The sequence below is a fragment of the Burkholderia sp. lig30 genome (assembly GCF_000687455.2).
In the GTDB taxonomy this organism is placed as follows: domain Bacteria; phylum Pseudomonadota; class Gammaproteobacteria; order Burkholderiales; family Burkholderiaceae; genus Burkholderia.
In genome coordinates this window covers 1-23,348 of record NZ_JGVW01000094.1, presented here as the reverse complement: position 1 = coordinate 23,348, position 23,348 = coordinate 1, and the positions used below count along the sequence as shown (strand labels likewise).

Annotated in this window: 24 protein-coding genes and 1 tRNA gene; 10 read left to right on the top strand and 15 right to left on the bottom strand. The window is 65.6% G+C overall.

Annotated features, from left to right (window positions below; genetic code table 11):
• Window positions 1–45: 45 nt before the first annotated feature.
• On the bottom strand, window positions 46–531 hold the full coding sequence (locus LIG30_RS18890) for an SRPBCC family protein (protein WP_038714450.1): 486 nt from the start codon (window positions 529–531) through the stop codon (window positions 46–48).
• Between the two features lie 97 nt (window positions 532–628).
• Window positions 629–1,501: a pirin family protein gene (locus LIG30_RS18885; protein ID WP_038714426.1), complete on the bottom strand. Its 873-nt coding sequence runs from the start codon at window positions 1,499–1,501 to the stop codon at window positions 629–631.
• A gap of 121 nt (window positions 1,502–1,622) precedes the next feature.
• Between LIG30_RS18885 and LIG30_RS18880 the strand changes: the two genes are divergently transcribed.
• Window positions 1,623–2,597, top strand: a complete 975-nt coding sequence (locus LIG30_RS18880; protein WP_038714425.1) for a LysR family transcriptional regulator — start codon at window positions 1,623–1,625, stop codon at window positions 2,595–2,597.
• A 341-nt stretch (window positions 2,598–2,938) separates the two neighbouring features.
• On the opposite strand, the gene LIG30_RS18875 is transcribed toward LIG30_RS18880, so the two are convergent.
• The 9 genes from LIG30_RS18875 to LIG30_RS18835 form a co-directional block, all read right to left on the bottom strand.
• Entirely contained in the window at window positions 2,939–3,361 is a 423-nt protein-coding gene (locus LIG30_RS18875) for an ExbD/TolR family protein (RefSeq protein ID WP_038714424.1), read from the bottom strand.
• A 12-nt stretch (window positions 3,362–3,373) separates the two neighbouring features.
• Entirely contained in the window at window positions 3,374–4,105 is a 732-nt protein-coding gene (locus tag LIG30_RS18870) for a MotA/TolQ/ExbB proton channel family protein (protein WP_038714449.1), read from the bottom strand.
• A gap of 38 nt (window positions 4,106–4,143) precedes the next feature.
• On the bottom strand, window positions 4,144–4,881 hold the full coding sequence (locus tag LIG30_RS18865; protein ID WP_038714422.1) for an energy transducer TonB: 738 nt from the start codon (window positions 4,879–4,881) through the stop codon (window positions 4,144–4,146).
• A gap of 215 nt (window positions 4,882–5,096) precedes the next feature.
• Complete coding sequence (locus tag LIG30_RS18860; RefSeq protein WP_038714419.1) at window positions 5,097–5,333, bottom strand: (2Fe-2S)-binding protein; 237 nt, start codon at window positions 5,331–5,333, stop codon at window positions 5,097–5,099.
• A gap of 152 nt (window positions 5,334–5,485) precedes the next feature.
• Window positions 5,486–6,346: a glutamate racemase gene (gene murI, locus LIG30_RS18855; protein WP_038714417.1), complete on the bottom strand. Its 861-nt coding sequence runs from the start codon at window positions 6,344–6,346 to the stop codon at window positions 5,486–5,488.
• A gap of 34 nt (window positions 6,347–6,380) precedes the next feature.
• On the bottom strand, window positions 6,381–6,857 hold the full coding sequence (gene bfr / locus LIG30_RS18850) for a bacterioferritin (protein ID WP_038714415.1): 477 nt from the start codon (window positions 6,855–6,857) through the stop codon (window positions 6,381–6,383).
• Window positions 6,858–7,014: 157 nt separating this feature from the next.
• Window positions 7,015–8,538: a fumarate hydratase gene (locus LIG30_RS18845; RefSeq protein WP_038714413.1), complete on the bottom strand. Its 1,524-nt coding sequence runs from the start codon at window positions 8,536–8,538 to the stop codon at window positions 7,015–7,017.
• Complete coding sequence (locus LIG30_RS18840; RefSeq protein WP_038714411.1) at window positions 8,535–9,182, bottom strand: TIGR00645 family protein; 648 nt, start codon at window positions 9,180–9,182, stop codon at window positions 8,535–8,537. Before LIG30_RS18840 ends, LIG30_RS18845 begins: the two co-directional genes overlap by 4 nt.
• A 118-nt stretch (window positions 9,183–9,300) precedes the next feature.
• Entirely contained in the window at window positions 9,301–10,200 is a 900-nt protein-coding gene (locus LIG30_RS18835; RefSeq protein WP_038714409.1) for a DMT family transporter, read from the bottom strand.
• Between the two features lie 304 nt (window positions 10,201–10,504).
• Between LIG30_RS18835 and acs the strand changes: the two genes are divergently transcribed.
• The 4 genes from acs to LIG30_RS18815 all read left to right on the top strand — a co-directional run bounded on the left by acs (window position 10,505) and on the right by LIG30_RS18815 (window position 15,085).
• Window positions 10,505–12,487, top strand: coding sequence for an acetate--CoA ligase (gene acs / locus LIG30_RS18830; protein WP_038714407.1), 1,983 nt, complete (start codon window positions 10,505–10,507; stop codon window positions 12,485–12,487).
• Between the two features lie 86 nt (window positions 12,488–12,573).
• A complete protein-coding gene (locus LIG30_RS18825; protein WP_038714447.1) occupies window positions 12,574–12,921 on the top strand; it encodes a DUF4212 domain-containing protein in 348 nt (115 codons plus the stop codon).
• Between the two features lie 3 nt (window positions 12,922–12,924).
• Window positions 12,925–14,937: a sodium:solute symporter family protein gene (locus LIG30_RS18820; RefSeq protein ID WP_038714404.1), complete on the top strand. Its 2,013-nt coding sequence runs from the start codon at window positions 12,925–12,927 to the stop codon at window positions 14,935–14,937.
• 58 nt (window positions 14,938–14,995) lie between these two features.
• A tRNA-Ser gene (locus LIG30_RS18815) sits at window positions 14,996–15,085 on the top strand.
• Window positions 15,086–16,227: 1,142 nt separating this feature from the next.
• Here the strand turns inward: LIG30_RS18815 and LIG30_RS18810 are convergent.
• The 3 genes from LIG30_RS18810 to LIG30_RS18800 all read right to left on the bottom strand — a co-directional run bounded on the left by LIG30_RS18810 (window position 16,228) and on the right by LIG30_RS18800 (window position 17,975).
• Window positions 16,228–17,112 (bottom strand): pirin family protein, encoded by an 885-nt coding sequence (locus LIG30_RS18810; RefSeq protein ID WP_038714401.1) that lies wholly within the window; start codon window positions 17,110–17,112, stop codon window positions 16,228–16,230.
• A 35-nt stretch (window positions 17,113–17,147) separates the two neighbouring features.
• The gene (locus tag LIG30_RS18805; RefSeq protein ID WP_038714400.1) at window positions 17,148–17,540 is read right to left on the bottom strand and encodes an OsmC family protein; all 393 of its coding nucleotides are present in this window, start codon (window positions 17,538–17,540) and stop codon (window positions 17,148–17,150) included.
• Window positions 17,541–17,699: 159 nt separating this feature from the next.
• Window positions 17,700–17,975: a XapX domain-containing protein gene (locus LIG30_RS18800; RefSeq protein ID WP_038714398.1), complete on the bottom strand. Its 276-nt coding sequence runs from the start codon at window positions 17,973–17,975 to the stop codon at window positions 17,700–17,702.
• A 284-nt stretch (window positions 17,976–18,259) separates the two neighbouring features.
• On the opposite strand from LIG30_RS18800, the gene LIG30_RS18795 reads away from it, so the two are divergent.
• Window positions 18,260–18,946, top strand: a complete 687-nt coding sequence (locus LIG30_RS18795; protein ID WP_038714396.1) for a hydrolase — start codon at window positions 18,260–18,262, stop codon at window positions 18,944–18,946.
• A 74-nt stretch (window positions 18,947–19,020) separates the two neighbouring features.
• Here the strand turns inward: LIG30_RS18795 and LIG30_RS18790 are convergent, their stop codons facing one another.
• The gene (locus tag LIG30_RS18790; protein ID WP_038714394.1) at window positions 19,021–19,944 is read right to left on the bottom strand and encodes a LysR family transcriptional regulator; all 924 of its coding nucleotides are present in this window, start codon (window positions 19,942–19,944) and stop codon (window positions 19,021–19,023) included.
• A 145-nt stretch (window positions 19,945–20,089) separates the two neighbouring features.
• Here LIG30_RS18790 and LIG30_RS18785 point away from each other — a divergent pair, with 145 nt between their 5' ends.
• From LIG30_RS18785 to LIG30_RS18770, 4 genes are all read left to right on the top strand, one after another.
• On the top strand, window positions 20,090–20,257 hold the full coding sequence (locus LIG30_RS18785) for a DUF1427 family protein (protein WP_038714392.1): 168 nt from the start codon (window positions 20,090–20,092) through the stop codon (window positions 20,255–20,257).
• Window positions 20,258–20,276: 19 nt separating this feature from the next.
• Window positions 20,277–22,166 (top strand): amidohydrolase, encoded by a 1,890-nt coding sequence (locus LIG30_RS18780; protein ID WP_038714445.1) that lies wholly within the window; start codon window positions 20,277–20,279, stop codon window positions 22,164–22,166.
• Between the two features lie 7 nt (window positions 22,167–22,173).
• A complete protein-coding gene (locus tag LIG30_RS18775) occupies window positions 22,174–22,614 on the top strand; it encodes a DoxX family protein (protein ID WP_038714390.1) in 441 nt (146 codons plus the stop codon).
• Window positions 22,615–22,654: 40 nt separating this feature from the next.
• The coding region (locus tag LIG30_RS18770; protein ID WP_038714444.1) for a glyoxalase at window positions 22,655–23,348 on the top strand (694 nt) is incomplete at its 3' end.

Genomic DNA, 23,348 nt, shown 5'->3' with positions numbered 1-23,348 from the left:
TCAAAGACCGGAAAAGGCGACCGCCGCCGGCCGCCGTCCGTCCGGTCAGTGCAGCGGGTTCGGGTCCTTGCGGCCCTGCGCGTATTCGCGGATGAGGCGCACGGTATCGATGTCGGCGGTGCGGTAGGCCTCCTTGACGATTTCGTGCGTCTGCCGCGCCTCTCCGCTGTCGTCGCTCACCGTGAGCGTCGTGCGGTATTCGAAGCGCAGGAACAGCTGCTGGTCTTCGCGCTCCTCGATCGTCATCGTCAGCGAGCCGCCGATTTCGCCGCCGGCCGCGTGGATGTCGTAGCGCACCTGCTGGTTCGGCGTGAACGTCACGCGGTCGCGCACGGTCGCGTGACCGTAGTGCAGCTCGCGCTCGAGCGTGGTGGCCGTGCGTTCGTGGACGACGCAACGGTCGAGCCCGATCACGAACAGCTGCGGCTGCTCGGCGCGCAGCACGAGCCCTTCCCACAGCTGCTCGCGGGTCAGGACAGGCACGCTAGGGTCGTCGACGGCGTTGATCTGGATCAGGTGTTCGAAATTCAAGGGGACGGGTTCCTTCTGGCGGCGCGAGGCCACAGGGTTCAAAGAGCTATTGTGACGCAAATTGCGCGCATTCGCGGCGCGTCGCGACGGCGTGTCGTCAGCCCGGAATGCCGCCCATGCGGCCCGCCTGATAGTCGGCGACGGCTTCCCTGATTTCCTCTTCGGTATTCATCACGAACGGTCCGTGGCGCACGATCGGCTCGTTCAGCGGCACGCCGCCGATCAGCAACAGGTCGAGCGGCGCGTCGCCGGCGGCAAACGTCACGGCGTTGCCGTCGTCCGCGTAGATCACCATCTGGCGTGCGTCGATCGCCTGCCTGCCGGGACCGTAAAAGCCGGTGCCGGCGATCGGGTACGCGAACACGCGGAAGCCCGCGGGCACCGGATGCTCGACCGTCGCGCCGGGCGACAGCGTGAAATGCTGGTAGAGGATCGGCGTGCGCGTCTCGATCGCGGCCCGTGCACCGAACGCTTCGCCGGCGATCACCCTGACGCGCACGCGGCCGTCCGGCGAGGCCGCGACCGGAATGCGCGCGGCGGGGATCTCCTGGTAGCGCGGCGCGATCCGCTTGTCCCCGCGCGGCAGGTTCACCCATAGCTGGAAGCTGTGCGCGCGGCCGCCTGCCGCCGCGAATGCGGGATCCGGCATTTCGCTGTGCACGATGCCGGCGCCGGCCGTCATCCACTGCACGTCGCCCGGGCCGAGCGCGCCCGCATGACCGGCGGAGTCGCGATGGCGGAATCGGCCGTCGAGTACGTAGGTGACGGTTTCGAAGCCGCGATGTGGATGATCGGGCACGCCCATGGCTTCACCCGGGCCGTAGTCGACCGGTCCTGTTTCGTCGAGCAGCAGGAACGGATCGAAGTCCGTCAGCAGCCGGGTCGGAAACGGCCGATGGACGACGAAGCCGCCGCCTTCGATGGTGCGGAGCGCCGGACGGGTGCGTTCAAGCGTGCGAAGCGTGGTCATGCGCGAGCCCTCGGAACACTGGAATAGCGTTATTTTCGAAACATGCGGCTATTATATTGGGCGGTTTGCCGATCAATTCGGCACGCTCAGCAATGGATTGTTCTGGAATTGGAACGATGAAATGAATGTCGATGCACACAACCTGAACGACCTGATGTACTTCTCGCAGATCGTCGAGCATGGCGGCTTCTCGGCGGCGGAGCGGGTGCTGGGGATCTCCAAGTCGCGGCTGTCGCGGCGCCTGACCGAGCTCGAGGCGGCCCTCGGCGTGCGCCTGTTGCAGCGCTCCACGCGCAAGCTCGCGCTGACCGAAGCCGGGCAGCTCTTCTACCAGCATTGCCAGGCGATGCTGGCCGAGGCGCAGGCGGCGATGAACGCGGTCCAGCAACTTCGCACGTCACCGCGCGGCACGGTGCGCGTCAGCGTGCCGGTGACGCTGTCGCAGACGATGCTGTCGCGCATCCTGCCCGAATTCCTGCATCGTTTTCCGGAAGTGAAGGTGCACATTCGTGTGACGAACCGGGTGATCGACCTGTTCGAGGACTCGATCGACGTCGCGCTGCGCGTGCGCTCGGAGCCGCCGCAAAATGCGAATATCGTCGTCCGGCCGCTGTGGCGCACCGAGCAGATGCTGGTCGGCGCGCCGAGCCTGCTGAACCAGAACGCGCCGCCGCTCGTGCCGGACGATCTCGCGCGCTTCGAGACGCTCGACACGCCGAGCGTGGACGGGCGGCACGTATTCAACCTGATCGCGCCTGACGGCTCGCGCCACGTTCATGAGCACGACCCGCGCCTCGTGACCGCCGACCTGATGACGATCCGCGAGGCGGTGCTCGACGGTCTCGGGATCGCGGCGTTGCCCGAAATGATGTACGGCAACGCGCTGCGCGCGGGGCAGCTGTCGCCGGTGATGCCGGGTTGGACGTTGCCGGTGCCGCAGCTCTATGCGGTCTTCGTGTCCCGGCAGGGCATGCCGCCCGCGGTGCGCGCATTCGTCGACTATCTGGTCGAGAAGCTCGATCACGGCGAATACAAGGAGCCGGGCTGCCCGGAACGGGCAAAACAGGAGGCGGCGCAGCGGGCGGCCGAGGCCTGAGCGGCCGCGGCGCGCACGGCGGATGGGTTTTGTCATTGAAGCGTCGTTTGCCATCGCAAGTTTCAATCGCGAAACGCTTGAATGCGCGCGCCGGCGGGCCTATATTGGAATCCCATTTCGCGAAGGATGTTCTGAGCGGAATACGGTGGCCGCATATGTTGCGAGCCAGATAGGGCAGAAAGCGCAGTCCGCGCAGACCGCGGCTGTCGCGTTTGCGTTGCTCCAGGCGTGACCGATAGCGCCGAAGAGCCCGCCGCCCGAAGGCGCCCGCGTGCGCATGAAAAAAGGCCTTCATCTGGCGATGAAGGCCTTTTACTTTGGGACGTCGAAAACCCGCACCGTTATTTCGACTTCGGCTCCGTCACGAAGCCGAGCTTCGTCAGGCCGCCGGCCTGCGCGTCCGACATCACCTCGGCGACGCGCTCGTACGCGACCTTGCGGTCCGCGCGCAGATGCAGCTCGGGTTGCGGCGTGCGGTGCGCGGCCTCGGCGATGCGCGTCTGCAGTTGCTCGCGCGTGACCGCGTGGTCGTCCCACAGGATCGTGCCGTCGCCCTGGATCGCGACGTCGACCGTCTGCGGTTTCTCGTCGACCGGCTGGCTGCTCGCGCGCGGCAGGTCGATCTTCACCGCATGGTGCATCGCGGGAATCGTCACCAGGAAAATGATCAGGAGTACGAGCATGACGTCGACGAGCGGCGTCATGTTGATCTCGTTCATCAGGCCGTCGTCGTCATCGTCGCCGAAGCTGGAATTCATCGCCATCGCGCGCCTCCGTCAGTTCGCGCGCGTGGCGAGCCGCAGGCCGTCGCGGCGGCTGGACGACGCGAGGCTCGCGCCCGTCACGAAATACGCGTGCAGGCCGTGTGCGAAGCGGCGCAGCTTGCTGACGACGCTCTTGTTCGCGCGCGTCAGCGCGTTGTAGCCGAGCACCGCCGGGATCGCGACGAACAGGCCGAACGCGGTCATGATCAGCGATTCGCCGACCGGGCCCGCCACCTGGTCGATCGACGTCTGGCCGGTCGAGCCGATCACGAGCAGCGCGTGGTAGATGCCCCAGACCGTCCCGAACAGGCCGACGAACGGCGCCGTGCTGCCGATCGACGCGAGGATCGCGAGGCCGCCCTGCATGCGCGCGATGCCTTCGTCCATCGTGTCCTTCAGGCAGCGCGTGATCCAGTCGGACACGTCCATCCGGTCGTGCAGGTGCGGCTGGGTCTGATGGTGGTGGTCGGCCGCTTCCTTGCCGGCCAGCGCAAGCGCGAGGAACGGGTTGTCGTTCGGCGTCGACGCGGTCTGGCCGAGCTTCCTGATGCCGTCGTCGAAATCGTCCGAATGCCAGAACGCCTGCTCGGCGTTCTTCGTGAGGCGCTTCAGGCGGATCACGTTCCACCCTTTGATGACGATCACCATCCACGACAGGATCGACATCACGAGCAGCGCGATCGCAATGGCGCGTGTGACGAAATCACCTTGCGCCCAGACGTGCGCGATACCGTAGCTTTGCATTTCCATTCCTTTTTCTTGGTCTTCCGGATGAGGCGGGATCAGTCGGTGAGCCCGAAGTTGTAGGGTTGCGTGCGGGCGGCGCGGATCGGCTGGCCGTTCTCGATGTACGGCCGGCACGTTGACGCGCGCATCGCGGCGAGCGCGGCGTCGTCGAGGCGCGTGTAGCCGCTGCTCTTTTGCAGATCGACGCTCTCGATCCTGCCCGTCACGCCGACGACGAAATGCACGTAGGCGGTGCCCGCTTCGCCGCGGCGGCGCGACATCGCAGGATAGTCGGGCTTCACGAACGCGCACTGCAGCGCCGGCACGTTCCTGGGCGCGCTCACGTCCATCGTCTCGCGCGCGGGGCCGGCAGCGGCGGCCGGCGCGGCAGCGGACGGCGCCGGCGCGGCGGGCGCCGGTGTCGATTCGGCCGCGGTGGCGGGGACGGGTGTCGGCGCAGGCGTTGCGGCGAGCGGCTGCGGAGTCGGGCGGGCGGCCTTGGCCACGGGCGTCGGCTCGGCCTTCGGCGTCACGCGAGGGGTGGGCTTCGGCGGTGCCGGCTGCGGGATCGATTCGGCCGCGACCTGCTGCGCGATCGGCGCGGGCGCGAGCAATTGCGCTGTGATCGAGCGGACTTCGACCTGTTTCGCCGGCGGCGTGTTGCGCGCGAGCCAGGCCGCCGTCAGCAGAACCGCGTGCGCAGCCAGCACGGTGGCCGCAGCAGCGATGATGCGGGGATTCATACGGGAAGCAACCGGCCAGACGCCGGCTGGAGCGGAATTCGAGGCCTGCATGTTAGCGTGAAAGGGCGGCACCGCGCGTTCGGCACGGCAGGTGACGTGGCATCACTTGCGGAAAATCAGCAACGAGATGCACACGGTGGTAACAAATCCGATCAGCAATTCCATACGGGCTCCTGGGGAGTGAGCCGTTGGCTTGCGCTGACGCGGGCTTGCTGACGGACAGAACGAGGGTGCGGCCGTGGCCGCGTGGATGCGCTCGGCGCAGGTCAGGCTGCCTTGCGCTCGTAGAACGACACCGGGATCGGGTGTGCGTGATGCTCGACGCCGCAATGGCTCGCGCAGACGCCCTGTTCGGCCATGAGGTCGCGAACGGACTCTTCGCACTTGCCGCAGCAACTGGCCACGCCGAGTTCGAACTGGAGTTCGTCGAAGGTATTCACGCCTTCCGCGAGGGATGCGCGGATCTTGCGGTCGGAGACGGACTTGCACACGCAGACGATCATGATGAAGTGCGATAGCTAACGGTAATGCGAATTATTATCATTAAATTCACTGGCGTTGACAAGCCCGATTCCAGCTTTTTTGTAACAGATCCAGACCCTTGGGCAGATGCGGCGGGAGGGTGGCTTCGCGGCAGGCGTGCCGGTGGCCGGTGTCAGGCGGTCGCGCAGGCGTGCGCGTTCGGCGAGGAAATGGTGACGGATTCGACGGGCGCGTCGATGCCGAGCAGCGCCGCCGCGAGCGCGCGCAGCTGCTGGCCGTCGCTCGTCGAGCAGAGGCGCGGCGGCGCGGCGTGGCCGGGCGTCGCGCGCAGGCCGCGCTCGTCGAGCACGCGCGCGAGCTGGCGGGCGATCGCATCGCTCGTGTCGACGATCGCGAGCCGATCGCCGGCGATCTCGCGGATCGTCGATGTGAGGAACGGGTAGTGGGTGCAGCCGAGCACCAGCGTGTCGGCGCCGGCATCGAGCATCGGCTGCAGGTAGCTTTCGAGCAGCGCGCGCAGCGTGGGCGATGCGGTGTCGCCGCTTTCGACCGCCTGCACGAGCCCGTGGCCGGCCTGGCAGAGGAAGCGGCAGTCGGCGCCGTAGCGATCGAGGAGCGCCTGGAAGCGCGCGCTGCGCAGCGTCGCCTGGGTGGCGAGCACGCCGGCGACGCGGCTGGCGGACTGCAGGACGGCCGGCTTGATGCCCGGCTCGACGCCGACGAGCGGGATCGCGAGGCGCGCCCGCGCCACGGCGATGGATTGCGCGGTGGCGGTGTTGCACGCGACGACGAGCGCCTTCGCGCCTTGCTGCGCGAGCCATTCGCCGATCGCGACCGTGCGCTCGGTAATGAACGCGTCGTCGCGCTCGCCGTACGGCGCATGGCGCGAATCCGCGACGTAGACGAACGACTCGCCCGGCAGGTGCGCGCGCACGGCGCGCAGCACCGACAGGCCGCCGAGCCCCGAATCGAAGATGCCGACCGGCGCGGCGGGGCGCGAGGCCCCGGAGTCGGACTGGATCGGCATCGTCATGGTGAGGGCTGGCGTAATGGCGAGCGGGACGGGCTTACTCGGCGCCGCCCATCATCGTCTGCTGGTAGTTCTGGATGCCGACCTTGCCGATCAGGTCCAGCTGCGTTTCCAGCCAGTCGATGTGCTCTTCGGTGTCGTCGAGGATCTTCTCGAAGATCTCGCGCGACACGTAATCGCGCACCGACTCGCAGTAGGCGATCGCGTCCTTGCAGGTGGCCTGGGACACCTGTTCGAGCTTCAGGTCGCACTGCAGGATCTCTTCGGTTTCCTCGCCGATCAGCAGCTTGTGCAGGTCCTGCAGGTTCGGCAGGCCGTCCAGCATGAACACGCGCTCGATCAGCCAGTCGGCGTGCTTCATCTCGCCGATCGACTCGTCGTATTCGTGCTTGCCGAGCTTCTCGAGCCCCCAGTGCTTGTACATGCGGGCATGCAGGAAGTATTGGTTGATCGCGGTCAGCTCGTTCTTCAGCTGCGCGTTCAGGAATTCGATGACTTTCTTGTCGCCTTGCATGGCTGTTCCTTCTTGGTTACGGGGCTTCAGGATTCGAACGATAAACGCTGAAACGCGAAAAGCCAAGCGCTCGAGCGCCGTTCGCACGCCGCAGGGCTGCGGCGCGGACAACAAGCAAAAAGGCCGGACTTGCGTCCGGCCTCCCGATCATTCCCGCTTACGCTGCCGCGACGGGGATCTTGCCGATCTTCGCCTGCCACTCCTTCGGGCCGGTCTGGTGCACCGACGTGCCCGACGAATCGACAGCAACCGTTACGGGCATGTCCTGCACGTCGAATTCGTAGATCGCTTCCATGCCGAGGTCTTCGAACGCGATGACCTTCGCGTCGCGGATCGCCTTCGACACCAGGTAAGCCGCACCGCCGACCGCCATCAGGTAGGCCGCGTTGTGCTTCTTGATCGCCTCGATCGCGACCGGGCCGCGCTCGGCCTTGCCGATCATCGAAATCAGGCCCGTCTGCGCGAGCATCATCTCGGTGAACTTGTCCATCCGGGTCGCCGTCGTCGGGCCTGCCGGGCCGACCACTTCGTCACGCACCGGATCGACCGGGCCGACGTAGTAGATCACGCGGTTCGTGAAGTCGACCGGCAGCTTTTCGCCCTTCGCGAGCATGTCGGCGATGCGCTTGTGCGCCGCGTCGCGGCCCGTCAGCATCTTGCCCGACAGCAGCAGCGTCTGGCCCGGCTTCCAGCCAGCGACTTCTTCCGGCGTCAGCGTGTTCAGGTCGACGCGCTTGCTGGTTTCGGTGTTCGGCTCCCAGTGGACCTTCGGCCATGCGTCGAGCGACGGCGCTTCGAGCTTCGCCGCGCCCGAGCCGTCCAGCACGAAGTGCGCGTGGCGGGTGGCCGCGCAGTTCGGGATCATCGCGACCGGCTTGCTTGCCGCGTGCGTCGGCGCCGCCATGATCTTCACGTCGAGCACCGTCGCGAGGCCGCCCAGGCCCTGCGCGCCGATACCGAGCGCGTTGACCTTCTCGTGCAGCTCGACGCGCAGTTCCTCGACCCAGTCCTTCGGGCCGCGCGCGATGATTTCCTGGATGTCGATCGACTCCATCAGCGATTCCTTCGCCATCAGCATCGCCTTCTCGGCGGTGCCGCCGATGCCGATCCCGAGCATGCCCGGCGGGCACCAGCCCGCGCCCATCGTCGGCACGGTCTTGAGCACCCAGTCGACGATCGAGTCGGACGGGTTCAGCATCACGAACTTCGACTTGTTCTCCGAGCCGCCGCCCTTCGCCGCGACCTGCACGTCGACCTTGTTGCCCGGCACGATCTCGTAGTGGATCACGGCCGGCGTGTTGTCCTTCGTGTTCTTGCGCGCACCCTCGGGCGGGTTCACGATCGACGCGCGCAGCACGTTGTCCGGATTCGTGTAGCCGCGGCGCACGCCTTCGTTGATCATGTCGGTGACGCTCATCGTCGCGCCGTCCCAGCGCACGTCCATGCCGACCTTCACGAAGATCGTGACGATGCCGGTGTCCTGGCAGATCGGGCGCTTGCCTTCCGCGCACATCCGGCTGTTGGTGAGGATCTGCGCGATCGCGTCCTTCGCGGCCGGGCTCTCCTCGAGCTCGTACGCGCGGCCGAGTGCCTGGATGTAATCGAGCGGATGGTAGTAGCTGATGTACTGCAGCGAATCCGCGATGCTCTGGATCAGGTCTTCCTGTTTGATGACGGTCATGGCTGAGACTCTGTGAGGACAGTGGGGAATGCTTGGCCGGCGGGAGCCGCCGGCTGGTGGAATGCGGCGGCGGGCGCGTGCGTTCCGTGGGAATGCCCGGCGGGCGCGCTCGACGTCAGGCGGTCGACCCACGCCATCACGAGCGCCGACACGAGGAACGACAGGTGGATCGCCACCTGCCACAGGATCGCGTGGGTGCTGTGCTGGTCGGGGTTGATGAAGGTCTTCAGCAGATGGATCGACGAAATGCTGATCAGCGCCATCGACAGCTTGACCTTCAGCACGCCCGCGTTGACGTGGTCGAGCCATTCGGGCTCGTCCGGATGTCCCTCGACGCCGAGCCGCGACACGAACGTCTCGTAGCCGCCGACGATCACCATGATCAGCAGGTTCGAGATCATCACCACGTCGATCAGGCCGAGTACGGCCAGCATCACGTTCGTTTCGTCGAGCTCGGCCGCGTGCGACAGCAGGTGCCACACTTCCTTCAGGAACAGGAAGACGTAGATCCCCTGCGCGACGATCAGGCCGAGATACAGGGGCACTTGCAGCCAGCGGCTCATGAAGATGAGCGAGGGCAGCGCGCGCATCGGGCGGTGGACGGAACGGACAGACGAGTGCGGGTCGGTCGGCGAGGCGGACATGTGTGGTTCGAACGGGCGCGGAGCGCGGGTATCGGGGGGGAATCCGGGAAAGCGCGCTATTGTAACGCGGCGGGCGCGGCCGCTGCAGCGACGCGCCCGTGCGCCGCACGGGGGCGGATCAGGAGGCGACGGGCGGCTTGCGCGTCACGCGCAGGCTCGCGAGCACGATGCCCGTGACGACGCAGGCCAGCGCGAAGCCGTGCGCGAGCGTCGGGCGCTCGCCGAGGAACGCGATGCCGTAGACGGCCGCGGCGACCGGCAGCACCGCGCTGAACACGCCGGCGAGGCTGCCCGGCACGTGGCGGATGCCCTTCATCCACAGCCAGAACGAGAAGATGCTCGCCGACAGCCCGTACCAGACGACCAGCCCCCACACGCCCGCCGGCACGCTCGCGTAATCGAAGCGCCACATCGCGCCGGCGCCGAGCGGCAGCATCAGCAGAAAGCCGAACAGGTGCGTGTACGCGCAGATGTCGATCGGCGCGAGCGTCTGCGTGAGGCGCCGCGACAGGATCACGTAGATCGATTCGCAGCACACCGCGCCGAGCATCAGCAGGTTGCCGGTCAGAGAGCCGGCCGACGCGCCCGGCCCGGCGCCACTGCCGTTGGCGAGGTTGATCGTCACGACGCCGACGATCGCGAGCGCGATCGACAGCAGCGCACGGCCGTTCGGCTTCTCGCGCAGGATCAGCCACGCGAACAGCGCGACCACGGCCGGGATCGTGCTCGTGATGACGCCGGCCGCGACCGCGCTCGTGCGCTGCACGCCGTTCAGCATCAGCAGCGTGAACATGAAGGTGCCGAAGAACGCCTGCAGGAACAGGTTCAGCCATTCGCCGCGCTTGACCGCGCGCATCTTGACCGGATGGAACAGCGGCCACAGCACCGCGATCGCGATGACGAAGCGCAGCGTGGCGAGCAGGGCGACCGGCATGACGGCGACGATCGATTTGCCGATGCCGACGTTGCTGCCGACGAGCAGCATCGACACGATGAGGAAGAGGGCGTAGCGATTCAAGCTGGAATCCGGGGGGCGAGTTCAGTTAGGATTGTAGGGTCGCGGTCGCAACAGCGTAAAGCGCCGCCGGGCGGCGCTGCCGGGTGTGCCGCGTAAGTGACGGGTAAGCTGCAGCGCTTATCGTGCAATGTGCCGGGCCGCGCACGGTGTCGTCGATCGACGTGGTGCGGCGCAGCATCGCGTGCGGCCCCGCAGCCGCGTGCGGGTGAGGTAGGAGACAGCGGCGCGTTATCGCGTCGTTCAAGATACGGCGCGCATGATCGCGCCGACGTGCAGAGGATTCATGTTCACCAAGGGGTAGTCGATGTCTGCGATTGAATCGGTTCTTCAGGAACGTCGCCAGTTTGCGCCGCCCGCGGCCCTGGAAAAAGCGGCCGCCATCTCCGGGATGGAAGCCTATCGTGCGCTCGTCGCCGAAGCCGAGCGCGATTACGAAGGATTCTGGGCACGCCACGCGCGCGAAACGCTCACGTGGCACAAGCCATTCACCAACGTGCTCGACGAGTCCGACGCGCCGCTGTGCAAGTGGTTCGACGACGGCGAGCTGAATGCGTCGTACAACTGCCTCGACCGCCATGTCGAGGCCGGCAACGGCGAGCGCGTCGCGGTGATCTTCGAGGCGGACGACGGCACGGTCACGCGCGTCACGTATGCCGACCTGCTCGCGCGCGTGTCGCGCTTCGCGAACGCGCTCAAGAAGCGCGGCATCGGCCGTGGCGACCGCGTCGTGATCTACATGCCGATGTCGATCGAAGGCGTCGTCGCGATGCAGGCGTGCGCCCGCATCGGCGCGACGCACTCGGTCGTGTTCGGCGGCTTCTCCGCGAAATCGCTGAACGAGCGGCTGGTCGACGTCGGCGCGGTCGCGCTGATCACCGCCGACGAACAGGTGCGCGGCGGCAAGACGCTGCCGCTCAAGAGCATCGCCGACGAGGCGCTCGCGATGGGCGGCTGCGAGGCCGTCAAGAGCGTGATCGTCTACCGCCGCACCGGCGGCAAGATCGACTGGCACGCGGACCGCGACCTGTGGATGCACGAGCTCGCAGCCGGCGAAGCCGACACCTGCGAGCCGGAATGGGTCGGCGCCGAGCATCCGCTTTTCATCCTCTATACGTCCGGCTCGACCGGCAAGCCGAAGGGCGTGCAGCACAGCACCGGCGGCTACCTGCTGTGGGCCGCGCTGACGATGAAGTGGACCTTCGACTGGAAGCCGTCCGACGTGTTCTGGTGCACGGCCGACATCGGCTGGATCACCGGCCACACGTACATCACCTATGGCCCGCTCGCGTGCGGCGCGACGCAGGTGGTGTTCGAGGGCGTGCCGACCTATCCGGACGCCGGGCGCTTCTGGAAGATGATCGCCGACCACAAGGTCTCGGTGTTCTACACCGCGCCCACCGCGATCCGCTCGCTGATCAAGGCGGCCGACGCGGACGACAAGGTCCACCCGAAGAGCTATGACCTGTCGAGCCTGCGGATCCTCGGCACGGTCGGCGAGCCGATCAACCCGGACGCGTGGATGTGGTATCGCAAGCACGTCGGCGGCGATCGCTGCCCGATCGTCGATACCTGGTGGCAGACCGAGACCGGCGGCCACATGATCTCGCCGATGCCGGGCGCGACGCCGACGGTGCCGGGTTCGTGCACGCTGCCGCTGCCGGGCATCATGGCGGCCGTCGTCGACGAGACCGGGCAGGACGTGCCGAACGGGCAGGGCGGGATTCTCGTCGTCAAGCGTCCGTGGCCGTCGATGATCCGCACCATCTGGGGCGATCCGGAGCGCTTCAAGAAGAGCTATTACCCCGAGGAGCTCGGCGGCACGCTGTATCTGGCCGGCGACGGCACCGTGCGCGACAAGGACACCGGCTACTTCACGATCATGGGCCGGATCGACGACGTGCTGAACGTGTCGGGTCACCGGCTCGGCACGATGGAGATCGAATCGGCGCTGGTCGCGCACGAGATCGTCGCCGAGGCGGCCGTCGTCGGCCGTCCGGACGACACGACCGGCGAGGCGGTCGTCGCGTTCGTCGTGCTCAAGCGCTCGCGTCCGCAGGGCGACGAGGCCGCGGCGCTCGCGAAGGAGCTGCGCGACTGGGTTGGCAAGCAGATCGGGCCGATCGCGAAACCGAAGGACATCCGCTTCGGCGACAACCTGCCGAAGACCCGTTCCGGCAAGATCATGCGCCGCCTGCTGCGTTCGCTCGCGAAGGGTGAGGAGATCACGCAGGACACGTCCACGCTCGAGAACCCGGCAATCCTCGAGCAGCTCACCGAAGTGCGCTGAGCGCGCGCTCAGCGCGCGTCATGCGACGACGCCCCTGCGCGGCAATCCCGATTGTCCGCGCAGGGGCTTTTTTGCTGGACAAGGGCATGACCGCATTCTCCCGAACCCCGCGCGCCGCGCCGCCGCCCGTGCCGGCGCCACTCGCGCGCGCCCATGCGCGCTACTGGCGCTTCAACGTGATGCTGATCGCCATGCTGATGACGATCGGCTTCACGGTGTCGTTCGCCGTCCCGTACTTCGCGCCCGCACTCGCGGGCGTGCGCTTCGCCGGATTCAGCCTGCCGTTCTACATGGGTGCGCAGGGTGCGATCCTGGTCTATCTCGTGCTGATCGCCGTCTATATCGGGCTGATGCAGCGCGCGGACCGCACGCTGCGCCGCGAATACGACGACTACGCCGCGCACGCGGACGCGACGCGCGGCGGCGGGCGCTGATCGATGCTGACGCGCCGCCTGATTCGCGCGTATGCGCTCTACACGCTCGGCTTTCTCGGGTTCGTGCTGCTGCTGTGGCGCATCGAGCGGGCCGCCGGCTCCGGCGTGTGGATCGGCTACGTGTTCCTGTTCTTGCCGATCGCCGTCTATGCGGTGATCGGTCTCCTGTCGCGCACGTCCGACCTCGTCGAATACTACGTCGCGGGGCGGCGCGTGCCGTCGGCCTTCAACGGCATGGCGACGGCCGCGGACTGGCTGTCCGCCGCGTCGTTCATCGGGCTGGCCGGCTCGCTCTACGCGACCGGCTACGATGCGCTCGCGTACCTGATGGGCTGGACGGGCGGTTTCTGCCTGGTCGCGTTCCTGCTCGCGCCCTACGTGCGCAAGCTCGCGCGTTACACGATCCCGGATTTTCTCGGCACGCGCTTTTCCAGCACGACGGTGCGCGCGATCGCGGCCGGCGCGGCGATCCTGTGCTCGTTCGTCTATCTCGTCGCGCAGATCCAGGGGATCGGGCTGATCGCGACGCGCTTCATCGGCGTCGATTTCGCGATCGGGATCTTCTGCGGGCTGGCGGGCATCCTGGTCTGTTCGTTCCTCGGCGGGATGCGCGCCGTGACGTGGACGCAGGTCGCGCAATACATCATCCTGATCAGCGCGATCCTGATTCCGGTCTCGCTGATTGCGATCAAGAACGGTCTCGGCCCGGTTCCGCAGTTCAACTACGGGCGGTTGATGGAGCGGGTCGCCGAGCGCGAGGCGCAGGTGCGCGACGCGCCCGAGGAGCGGCAGGTGCGCGACGCCTATCGCCGGCAGGCCGCGCAGATCCAGGCGCGGCTCGACCGCCTGCCGGCGTCGTATGCGGACGAGCGGGCCCGTCTCGTCGACGAGGTCGCCTCGCTGCGGCGCCACAACGGGCCGCTGCGCGAGATCAACCGGCGCGAGCGCGAGCTGGCGGAGTTCCCGCGCGACCCGTCGGCGGCGCGGGTCGTCTGGTCGCAGGCGCGCGACGATCTGCTCGCGCGCGCCGCGCCGCCGGTGCCGATGCACGAGCCGTTCCCGGAGGAGCATGACGACGGGCGGCCGCGCGCGCGGAATTTCCTCGCGCTGCTGCTGTGCCTGTCGATCGGCACCGCGAGCCTGCCGCACATCCTGACGCGCTACAACACGACGACGTCGGTGGCGTCCGCGCGGCGCTCGGTCGGCTGGACGCTGTTCTTCATCGCGCTGTTCTACCTGAGCGTGCCGGTGCTCGCGGTGCAGATCAAATACGAGATCCTGTCGAACCTGGTCGGGCGGCCGTTCGCGGAGCTGCCGGCATGGGTCACGCAATGGCATCACTCCGAGCCGGATCTCATCAGCATCGTCGACGAGATTCGGGACGGCATCGTGCACTGGTCGGAGATCCAGATGCAGCCGGACATGGTCGTGCTGGCGGCGCCCGAGATCGCCGGGTTGCCGTATGTGGTGTCCGGGCTGATCGCGGCGGGGGCGCTCGCGGCCGCGCTGTCGACCGCGGACGGGTTGCTGCTGACGATCGCGAATGCGCTGTCGCATGATGTCTATTACTGCATGGTCGCGCCCGATGCGACGAGCCAGCGGCGGGTCACGATCTCGAAGGTGCTGCTGCTCGGGGTGGCGCTGTTTGCGTCGTATGTCGCGTCGCTCAATACCGGCAAGATCCTGTTCCTGGTCGGCGCGGCGTTTTCGCTCGCGGCGTCGAGTTTCTTTCCGGTGCTCGTGCTCGGGGTGTTCTGGAAGCGCATGACGACGCGTGGCGCCGTCGCCGGGATGGTGACGGGGCTCGGCGTGTGTGTTTACTACATCGTGTCGACCTATCCGTTCATCACCCAGCTGACGGGTTTTGCGGGGACGACGTGGTTCGGGATCGAGCCGATCAGCTCGGGCGTGTTCGGCGTGCCGGCGGGGTTCGCGGTCGCGATCGTCGTCAGCCTCTTCGACCGCCGGCCGGACGATTACACGCGCGCGCTGGTCGACTACATCCGCCATCCGTGAGCGCTCGCGCGAAGGGGTGGCGAGGTGCCGCAAGAGTTTGCTATACTCTCGGTCTTCCGGAGAGATGGATGAGTGGTTTAAGTCGCACGCCTGGAAAGCGTGTATAGGTTAACGCCTATCGGGGGTTCGAATCCCCCTCTCTCCGCCAGGACATCAATGAATACGGGCCTCTTGGCCCGTTTTTCATTTCTACCCGCCAAAGAACCCGCCAAAAGCAAAAGTGTTGAACGGCGCCGAAGTTTGACTCCCCGCTCGATGTGGAGCAAACGCCAATTTTGGCGCTAGTGCGGGTGCGCCCATCACTAGCAGTTGCTTGCACCACGCTGGCACCGTGCCAACACGATGTTGGAACGCTGCTTGTTGCATCCCGTAAGCAATCTTCAAGCATCCTCGTTGCATCGCGTTGCCGTGCGTTGCCGTGCGTTGCGCCGCGTTGCATGGACGCCCCCAACCGGGTTTGAAGCCCAGCAGTACAGATTCTGTACAGGGTGTACAGAACGTGTACAGGGGCCGATGACGGTGTGACGAGGCGTCCCGAATCGGGACTAGCGATCATCGTTACTTCGCCGTTACTGAAACGTTACCGACGCGATATCGGTCAGCTATCCATCGACACCACAGGGCATCGAAAGGGTTCACCGAAGTGTAGTGGTCTAATGAACCCGGACACTGATTTAGGCGAGAATGCTCGCCGCTTTGGCCTCAGGTGGATGAGCATGCGACCAGCATCTGCAACAGATCAATGTTCTCGAATTTTTGCCCTTAAGTCTCATTCGACACATTTGGCCTCTTCGCTTCGTCGCTCGCCCGCTACGCGGATGGCCGCTCCGGATAACGCCGCTGTAGACGCGCTATTGCGTTGCCTCGTATGTCGCTCATATTTCTTCTTGTCGCGTGGTTGGCTGGAGTTTCGTCACCAGTGAGCTTATTCCGGCATCGTCAGTGGCGCAGTTCGGGGTAGCATATGGGGCTCGCTTCGAAGCTTGCAAGAGGTCCCCACTCCAAAGTTGACTGGTAGCCGAGTTTACGTTCAGCGATTTTGAAACCGGTTGCAAGCGTGGCTGGTACACAACTGTTGGTGCACTGATATTTTTCCCACAGGATTAAGCCGCTGATTTTTATCGAATTTTGATGTTTGGGGAACCTGTCCCCCTCTCTCCGCCAGGTACGATGAAAAATCCCCGTCAAGTCGATGACTTACGGGGATTTTTGTTTTGCCGTTGCAAACCGCCTACAAGAAGCCTGAGCAATCCAGGGGCGTCCATGCATGGATCACCCCGGGCGTTTCGATCAGCGCCCCTTCCTCACAGGCTGACGCGCCCATTCGCTTTCTTCATCCGGAACTTTGCCGAATGTCTGCTCGGCCCACGCGTTGCGGGCCGCTTCGATCTTCGCGCGCGAGCTCGACACGAAATTCCACTCGATGAAACGTTCGCCCGGCAGGTGTGCGCCGCCGAGCAGCATCACGCGCGCGCCGTGTGTGCTCGCCAGCGTGACCGTCACGCCGGGCGCGAGCACGGCCATCGTCGCGAGCGCCAGTGGCGTGCCGTCGATGCTCAGGTCGCCGTCGACCAGATAGACGCCGCGTTCCTCATGCTCGGCGTCGAGTGCGAGGCGGCCATCGGCCGCAAATTCGGCATACGCATAGAGCGTCGGCGAAAAGACGTCGACCGGCGAGGTGAGCCCAAACGCTGTGCCTGCGATCACGCGCACCGTCGCGCCGTCGCGCGTGAACGACGGCAGCGTGTCGGCCGGATGGTGGGCGAACGCAGGCGCGGCATCTTCGTGCTCGGCCGGCAGCGCGACCCAGGTCTGGATGCCGTGGATCGCTTGTTCGCGCGACCGGTCCTCGTCGGGCGTGCGTTCCGAATGCACGATGCCGCGCCCGGCAGTCATCCAGTTCACGTCGCCAGGCACGATCTTCTGCCGGTAGCCAAGGCTGTCGTGATGCATGAACGCGCCGTCAAACAGGTAGGTGACGGTTGCGAGGCCGATATGCGGATGCGGCAGCACGTCGACGCCCTTGCCGGCGGGTAGCGTCGCGGGACCCATGTGGTCGAAGAAAATGAAGGGCCCGACGAGCCGTGCGTCCCGCGCGGGCAGCACGCGACGCACGATCAGGTTGCCAATGTCGCTCTCGCGCGGTGTGAGCAACGTTTTGATCGAATCGGACATGATGAAACCTTGTGTTCGTTGTCGGCGCGACGGCCTCAGGCGATCGCGGTGTCGATCGTGATCGGCCGCGTGAGAATCTTGTGTACGGGACACGCGTTCGCGATCTGCAGGAGACGTTCGCGCTGCTCGTCGGAGAGCGTGCCGTCGAACGTGATCCGACGCACGATCGTGGTGTCCGTTCCATTCGTTTCGTGTGCGAGCTTCACATGCACGTCGGCAAGTGGCCAACCCTTGCGCTGCGCATACATCTTGAGCGTGATCGCGGTGCATGCGCCGAGGCTCGACAGCAGCAGCGCGACGGGCGGCGGCGCCGCATCGCCGCCGCCGAGCGACGCGGGTTCGTCGGCGCCCCACTGGTGGGTGCCGTCGCTCAAATGAGCGAGGTAGTCGACAGTGCCGATGCGGGCTTCGATGGATAGTGCGGTCATTGAAATTCCGTGAACGGAGTGGGGGATGGGAGCTGCCCGGCTAGCCAGGTCAGCGCGCCCGCGCCGCAAATCGGCAACGGCAGATGACGGAAGAAATCAGCGCAGGTCATCCGCGCGCAAAGGAATGGTGCGACGCGGAAGCGTAAAAATGGCGATGCGTCACGACGGCTGGCGGTCTTGCGTCGCCGCATCGGATACCTGACCGCTCGGCAACCGGCCGAACATATGCTGGTTGCATTTTGCTTCGCGCCATGCGGTGTTCAATTTGCAACCCGACAGCAGTCGTCGTGCGACGGGAAGGATTTGCTCGCCGGCCAGCATGCCGAGCAACCCCGTCAGCGCAACGGTGGGTGGGGCCGGCGAATGCACGCCGGTCGTACCGTAGATGACACCGGCCAGCATGCCTGCGAGCAGCGAAAAGATATACGGTTTCATGAAGCGTGTCTTATGGAGGACCGGGTGGCGACAGGTGCTCTACAGCAAAGCACTTGCAAGCATATTGGGTTTGTCCGAACAAGAGAAGAGATGTCGGGTAGCTAACGCACCTAAGAAATGGAATAGATTCGATTCCATTTCTTAGGTATCCACTCGATGCGTTTCCGTGTCAAATTTGGCGGGCTGTAACGAACGTTGCGTGCAACGCACACGGAACTCTCCTTCTTGCCTGCCCGGTCGGGGCGGGCCCCAACTGTTGCCGGTTTCCAAGGACGGGACGCGTCATGAACAATCCGAAGCTCGAAGTACTTACTCCCCAGAACAGCCAACTGATCTTCATCGATCAGCAGCCGCAGATGGCTTTCGGCGTGCAGTCGATCGATCGTCAGACGCTGAAGAACAATGTCGTGGGGCTCGCGAAGGCAGCCAAGGCGTTCAACATTCCGACCACGATCACGACTGTCGAAACGGAAAGCTTCTCGGGCTTTACCTATCCCGAACTGCTCGACGTGTTTCCGAACGAGAAACTGCTCGAGCGCACGTCGATGAATTCATGGGATGACCAGAAGGTCCGCGACGCGCTGGCCGCCAATGGCCGCAAGAAAGTCATCGTGTCAGGTCTGTGGACGGAAGTCTGCAACACGACATTCGCGCTGTGCGCGATGCTCGAAGGCGGCTACGAGATCTACATGGTGGCGGATGCGTCGGGCGGCACGTCGAAGGATGCGCACGACTTCGCAATGCAGCGCATGATTCAGGCCGGCGTGGTGCCGGTCACCTGGCAGCAGGTCGTGCTCGAGTGGCAGCGCGACTGGGCGCACCGCGATACGTACGACGCGGTGATGGCGATCGTGAAGGAACACTCCGGCGCCTACGGGATGGGTGTCGACTACGCGTACACGATGGTCCACAAGGCGCCGCAGCGAACGGCAATGCCGCACGAGGCGCTTGCTGCCGTGCCGGCGAAGTAGTTGCAGCGCCTGACATGACCCGCGCGTCTGCGCGCCGACGGCGGCAGACGCACATGCGGCCTGATGTTTCCCGCTCAGTGCCCGGATAGCGCCCACGGCACATGTGCAAAATGTTCGGCGAGAAAATCGAGCAATGCGGTAACGCGTGCGGCGCGCAGCGTGCCGGGCGGCGTGACGAGATTGACGTTGATGTCGGCGATCTTCCAGTCGTGCATCACTTCCTCGAGCTCGCCGCGCTGCAGCGCATCCCAAACCAGGAATTCGGGCTGCAACGCGAGGCCCTGCCCCGCGACCAGCGCGGGCATGATCACGTCGGCGTTGTTGGTACGGATGCGTCCTTTCACGGGCGCCGCAAATTCGTCACCCGATGCGGTGTGCCGAAAGCGCCAGCAATCAGGTGTCGGCAGATTCGTGTAGGCGAGGCATGCATGTTGCTCGAGATCGCGCGGGTGAGTCGGTCGTCCGTGCCGGTCGAGGTAGGCGGGCGAGGCGACGAGCGGCCGGCGGACCCCGCAGAGCCTGCGCAGGCGCAGGGTCGAGTCGTTCAGCTCGGCAATCCGGATCGCGACGTCGAAACCGGCCGCAACGATGTCGACCATATGGTCGGTGAGCATGAGATCGACGTCGACGCTCGGGTAGCGATCGAGAAAGGCGGGAAGCAGCGGTGCGAGATGCCGGAGGCCGAACGACATCGGTGCATTCACTCGCACGAGGCCGTGCGGCTCGAGCGCGTGGGCGGATGCTTCGCTCTCGATGAGTTCGGCATCCGACAGCAGCCGGATCGCCCGGTCGCGCAGCATCTCGCCGGTCGGCGTGAGCGACAGCTTGCGCGACGTCCGGTACAGCAGCATGGTGCCGAGCCGCTGTTCGAGGCGGGCGATCGCTTTCGAGACGGTCGGTTGCGTGGTGCCGAGGAGTTCGGCTGCCTTGGCGAACGACCCGGTTTCGGCGACGCGCGCGAAGATCGCCCAGGCTTCGAGATCAGGAAGATGTTGCATGGTGGCGGTGGAGTCGATGAAGGTCCGCTGCGCCTCTTTTGGCGATGCAGACGACCCGGTGCCGTCGGCGCAGCGTGTAGCCAGACCCGGGGCACGAACCGGGCAGTAATGACGTGCATTCTAATGTGACCTCGAGGCTGATCGTATGAAATCTTATTTGTTGTCGCTGGGCGCGGGCGCTTTGATCGGCGTGGTCTACAGTGCGATCAAGGTCCGCTCGCCCGCGCCGCCGCTGATTGCGCTCGTCGGCTTGCTCGGCATGCTGATCGGTGAACAGGCGATCCCCTCCATCAAGACGTTGTTCGGCTTTTAACCGCAATGAGGAAATGCTCATGAGCGCGACCAGAATCCAACCCGATCTCATTCTGCATAACGGACGAATCACCACGCTCGACCGTTCGAATCCTATTGCCACCGCGGTGGCGATCTCCGATGGCCGTTTTGTCGCGGTGGGCAGCGACGCAGAAGTCGTACCGCTCGCAGGCCGCGCGACGAAGGTCATCGATCTGGGTGGCCAGTCCGTGCTGCCGGGCCTGATCGACAATCACACGCACGTGATCCGCGGCGGCCTGAACTACAACATGGAACTGCGCTGGGACGGCGTGCGCTCGCTCACCGTCGCGATGGAAATGCTCCGGCAGCAGGTCGAGATCACGCCCGCGCCGCAATGGGTGCGCGTGGTGGGCGGCTTCACCGAGCATCAGTTCGCGGAGAAGCGCTTGCCGACTATCGACGAACTCAACGTGATCGCGCCGGACACGCCGGTGTTCATCCTGCATTTGTACGACCGCGCACTGCTGAACGCGGCTGCGCTGCGTGTCGTCGGCTACACGAAGGACACGCCGGAGCCACCGGGCGGGAAGATCCTCCGCGACGACGCGGGCAATCCGACTGGCCTGCTGCTGGCGAACCCGAACGCGACGATTCTCTATGCGACGCTCGCGAAGGGGCCGAAGCTTCCGCCGGAATATCAGTACAACTCGACGCGTCACTTCATGCGCGAGCTCAACCGCCTTGGCGTAACGGGCGTGATCGACGCGGGCGGCGGGTATCAGAACTATCCGGATGACTACGAGGTCATCCGCAAGTTGCACGACGCGGGCGAGATGACCGTTCGCCTCGCGTACAACCTGTTTACGCAGAAGCCGAAGCAGGAGAAGGAGGACTTCCTGAACTGGACCGCGACGTCGCGCTACCAGGACGGCTCGGATTATTTCCGTCACAACGGCGCGGGCGAAATGCTGGTGTTCTCCGCCGCGGATTTCGAGGACTTTCGCGTCGCGCGCCCGGAAATGCCGCCCGAGATGGAGGCCGACCTCGAAGGCGTGGTGCGCGTGCTCGCGCAGAACCGCTGGCCCTGGCGCATGCATGCGACCTACGACGAAACCATCAGCCGTGCGCTCGACGTGTTCGAGAAGGTCGCGAAGGACATTCCGCTCGACGGCATCCACTGGTTCTTCGATCACGCGGAAACGATCTCGGAGCGCTCGATGGACCGAATCGCCGCCCTCGGCGGCGGCATCGCGGTGCAGCACCGGATGGCCTACCAGGGCGAGTACTTCGTCGAGCGTTATGGCGCGCAGACGGCCGAAGCGACGCCGCCCGTCGCGAAGATGCTCGCGAAGGGCCTGAAGGTATCGGCGGGCACCGACGCGACGCGCGTCGCGTCGTACAACCCGTGGGTATCGCTCGCGTGGCTCGTGACCGGCAAGACGGTCGGCGGTCTGCGGTTGTATCCGCAGCGCAACCTGCTCGATCGCGAGACCGCCTTGCGCATGTGGACCGAGTTCGTCACGTGGTTCTCGAACGAAGAGGGCAGGAAAGGCCGCATCGCGGTCGGGCAGCTTGCCGACCTGATGGTGCCGGATCACGATTTCTTCTCGTGTGCCGAGGACGACATCGTCGAGACCACCTCGTTGCTGACGGTGGTCGGCGGCCGGATCGTCTGGGGCGCGGGACCGTTCTCCCGATACGATGCGCCGTTGCCCCCGGCAATGCCGGACTGGTCGCCGGTGCGCACGTACGGCGGCTATGGCGGGTGGGGCGCGACGCAGCGCGAGGGCGCACCGTTGCAGCGTGCCGCAGCGGCGGCGATGTGCGGTTGCGCGAGCGCGTGCAACGTGCATGGCCATGCGCACGCGAGCGCATGGGGCAGCACATTGCCGACCTCGGATACGCAAGGCTTCTGGGGTGCGTTCGGTTGTTCCTGCTGGGCGATCTGACACGACGATGATGACGGGGCACAGCAATCCGGTGTGGATCCGCGCGCTGCTTTCGCAGCGGTGGGTCCTGCTGCTCGCGCGTCTTGCGCTCGTGTCAGCCTATCTGATCGGGGGCGTCGACAAGGCGCTGAACTTCAACGACGCAATCGCGGAGCAAGCGCATTTCGGCTTGCACCCGGCTGCGCTCTGGGCGGCGCTGGCGGTCGCGATCGAGATCGCCGGCTCGCTGTGTGTGGTGTTTCGCCGCTTCACGTGGATCGGTGCCGGTGGACTCGGCGTGCTGACGGTGGTCGCGATGCTGGTCGCGAACGACTTCTGGAATCGGACCGGCGTCGCGCGCTTCATGGCGCTCAACAGCTTTTTCGAGCATCTGGGACTGATTGCGGCGCTCGTGTTCGCGACCATCCTCAGCGATGCGAATCATGTGGCCGGCGACAGCCGCGCATGATCGATCGGACCGTACGATGAAACAACCAGGAAATCCTTCCATGAAAACCATTCGCTCAGCATTGCTGGCTCTCATGATCGCAAGCGGTATTGCAGCCGCTCCCGTATCGTTTGCAAAAGTGCCGTTGAAGGCCTTCGCGACGCAGTCTGTCGCCGTCGGTCCTCAGTACGACACGACGCACGTGTACGTCGCGCCGGAAGACTTCGACCGCTTCACGGACAGCTTCGTCGCGACGTTCGGCGGCAGCAAGTCGAAGCAGGGCGTGTTCCAGGTTACGCCGACGCCGAGCCAGACGATGTCGCAGCTCGTGTTCACGCCGTCAGGCACGATCTCCGTGTTCGGTTTCAAGACGCCTGTGCCGTATCCGTTCGGCGCGGAGCGCACCGGCTACCTCGTGACCGACATGGACGCGGCCGTGAAATCGGCACGCGCGCATGGCGCGGACGTGATCGTCGACACGTTCCCCGATCCGATCGGCCGCGATGCGGTCGTGTCGTGGCCGGGCGGCGTGAACATGCAGCTCTACTGGCATACCGAGGCGCCGCACTACGACGCACTGCAGACCGTTCCGGAGAACCGCGTCTACGTGTCGCCGGAGCGCGCGGACACACTGATCCGCAATTTCGTCGCGTTCTCGCACGGCAAGATCGTGTCCGACGTCCGCCATGCGCCCGGCGTCGAAATCGGCCGGCCGAACGATACCTATCGCCGCGTACGCATCGAATCGGGCTTCG

What these genes read in the sequence shown, in the direction of transcription:
- LIG30_RS18825 (WP_038714447.1), top strand. Translation starts at nt 12,574, where the DNA reads ATGACCGCATTCTCCCGAACCCCGCGCGCCGCGCCGCCGCCCGTGCCG.
- LIG30_RS18790 (WP_038714394.1), bottom strand. Translation starts at nt 19,944, where the DNA reads ATGCAACATCTTCCTGATCTCGAAGCCTGGGCGATCTTCGCGCGCGTC.
- LIG30_RS18880 (WP_038714425.1), top strand. Translation starts at nt 1,623, where the DNA reads ATGAATGTCGATGCACACAACCTGAACGACCTGATGTACTTCTCGCAG.
- LIG30_RS18780 (WP_038714445.1), top strand. Translation starts at nt 20,277, where the DNA reads ATGAGCGCGACCAGAATCCAACCCGATCTCATTCTGCATAACGGACGA.
- acs (WP_038714407.1), top strand. Translation starts at nt 10,505, where the DNA reads ATGTCTGCGATTGAATCGGTTCTTCAGGAACGTCGCCAGTTTGCGCCG.
- LIG30_RS18865 (WP_038714422.1), bottom strand. Translation starts at nt 4,881, where the DNA reads ATGCAGGCCTCGAATTCCGCTCCAGCCGGCGTCTGGCCGGTTGCTTCC.
- LIG30_RS18785 (WP_038714392.1), top strand. Translation starts at nt 20,090, where the DNA reads ATGAAATCTTATTTGTTGTCGCTGGGCGCGGGCGCTTTGATCGGCGTG.
- LIG30_RS18845 (WP_038714413.1), bottom strand. Translation starts at nt 8,538, where the DNA reads ATGACCGTCATCAAACAGGAAGACCTGATCCAGAGCATCGCGGATTCG.
- LIG30_RS18875 (WP_038714424.1), bottom strand. Translation starts at nt 3,361, where the DNA reads ATGGCGATGAATTCCAGCTTCGGCGACGATGACGACGACGGCCTGATG.
- bfr (WP_038714415.1), bottom strand. Translation starts at nt 6,857, where the DNA reads ATGCAAGGCGACAAGAAAGTCATCGAATTCCTGAACGCGCAGCTGAAG.
- LIG30_RS18870 (WP_038714449.1), bottom strand. Translation starts at nt 4,105, where the DNA reads ATGCAAAGCTACGGTATCGCGCACGTCTGGGCGCAAGGTGATTTCGTC.
- LIG30_RS18840 (WP_038714411.1), bottom strand. Translation starts at nt 9,182, where the DNA reads ATGTCCGCCTCGCCGACCGACCCGCACTCGTCTGTCCGTTCCGTCCAC.
- LIG30_RS18860 (WP_038714419.1), bottom strand. Translation starts at nt 5,333, where the DNA reads ATGATCGTCTGCGTGTGCAAGTCCGTCTCCGACCGCAAGATCCGCGCA.
- LIG30_RS18805 (WP_038714400.1), bottom strand. Translation starts at nt 17,540, where the DNA reads ATGACCGCACTATCCATCGAAGCCCGCATCGGCACTGTCGACTACCTC.
- LIG30_RS18775 (WP_038714390.1), top strand. Translation starts at nt 22,174, where the DNA reads ATGATGACGGGGCACAGCAATCCGGTGTGGATCCGCGCGCTGCTTTCG.
- murI (WP_038714417.1), bottom strand. Translation starts at nt 6,346, where the DNA reads ATGACGATGCCGATCCAGTCCGACTCCGGGGCCTCGCGCCCCGCCGCG.
- LIG30_RS18820 (WP_038714404.1), top strand. Translation starts at nt 12,925, where the DNA reads ATGCTGACGCGCCGCCTGATTCGCGCGTATGCGCTCTACACGCTCGGC.
- LIG30_RS18885 (WP_038714426.1), bottom strand. Translation starts at nt 1,501, where the DNA reads ATGACCACGCTTCGCACGCTTGAACGCACCCGTCCGGCGCTCCGCACC.
- LIG30_RS18810 (WP_038714401.1), bottom strand. Translation starts at nt 17,112, where the DNA reads ATGTCCGATTCGATCAAAACGTTGCTCACACCGCGCGAGAGCGACATT.
- LIG30_RS18800 (WP_038714398.1), bottom strand. Translation starts at nt 17,975, where the DNA reads ATGAAACCGTATATCTTTTCGCTGCTCGCAGGCATGCTGGCCGGTGTC.
- LIG30_RS18795 (WP_038714396.1), top strand. Translation starts at nt 18,260, where the DNA reads ATGAACAATCCGAAGCTCGAAGTACTTACTCCCCAGAACAGCCAACTG.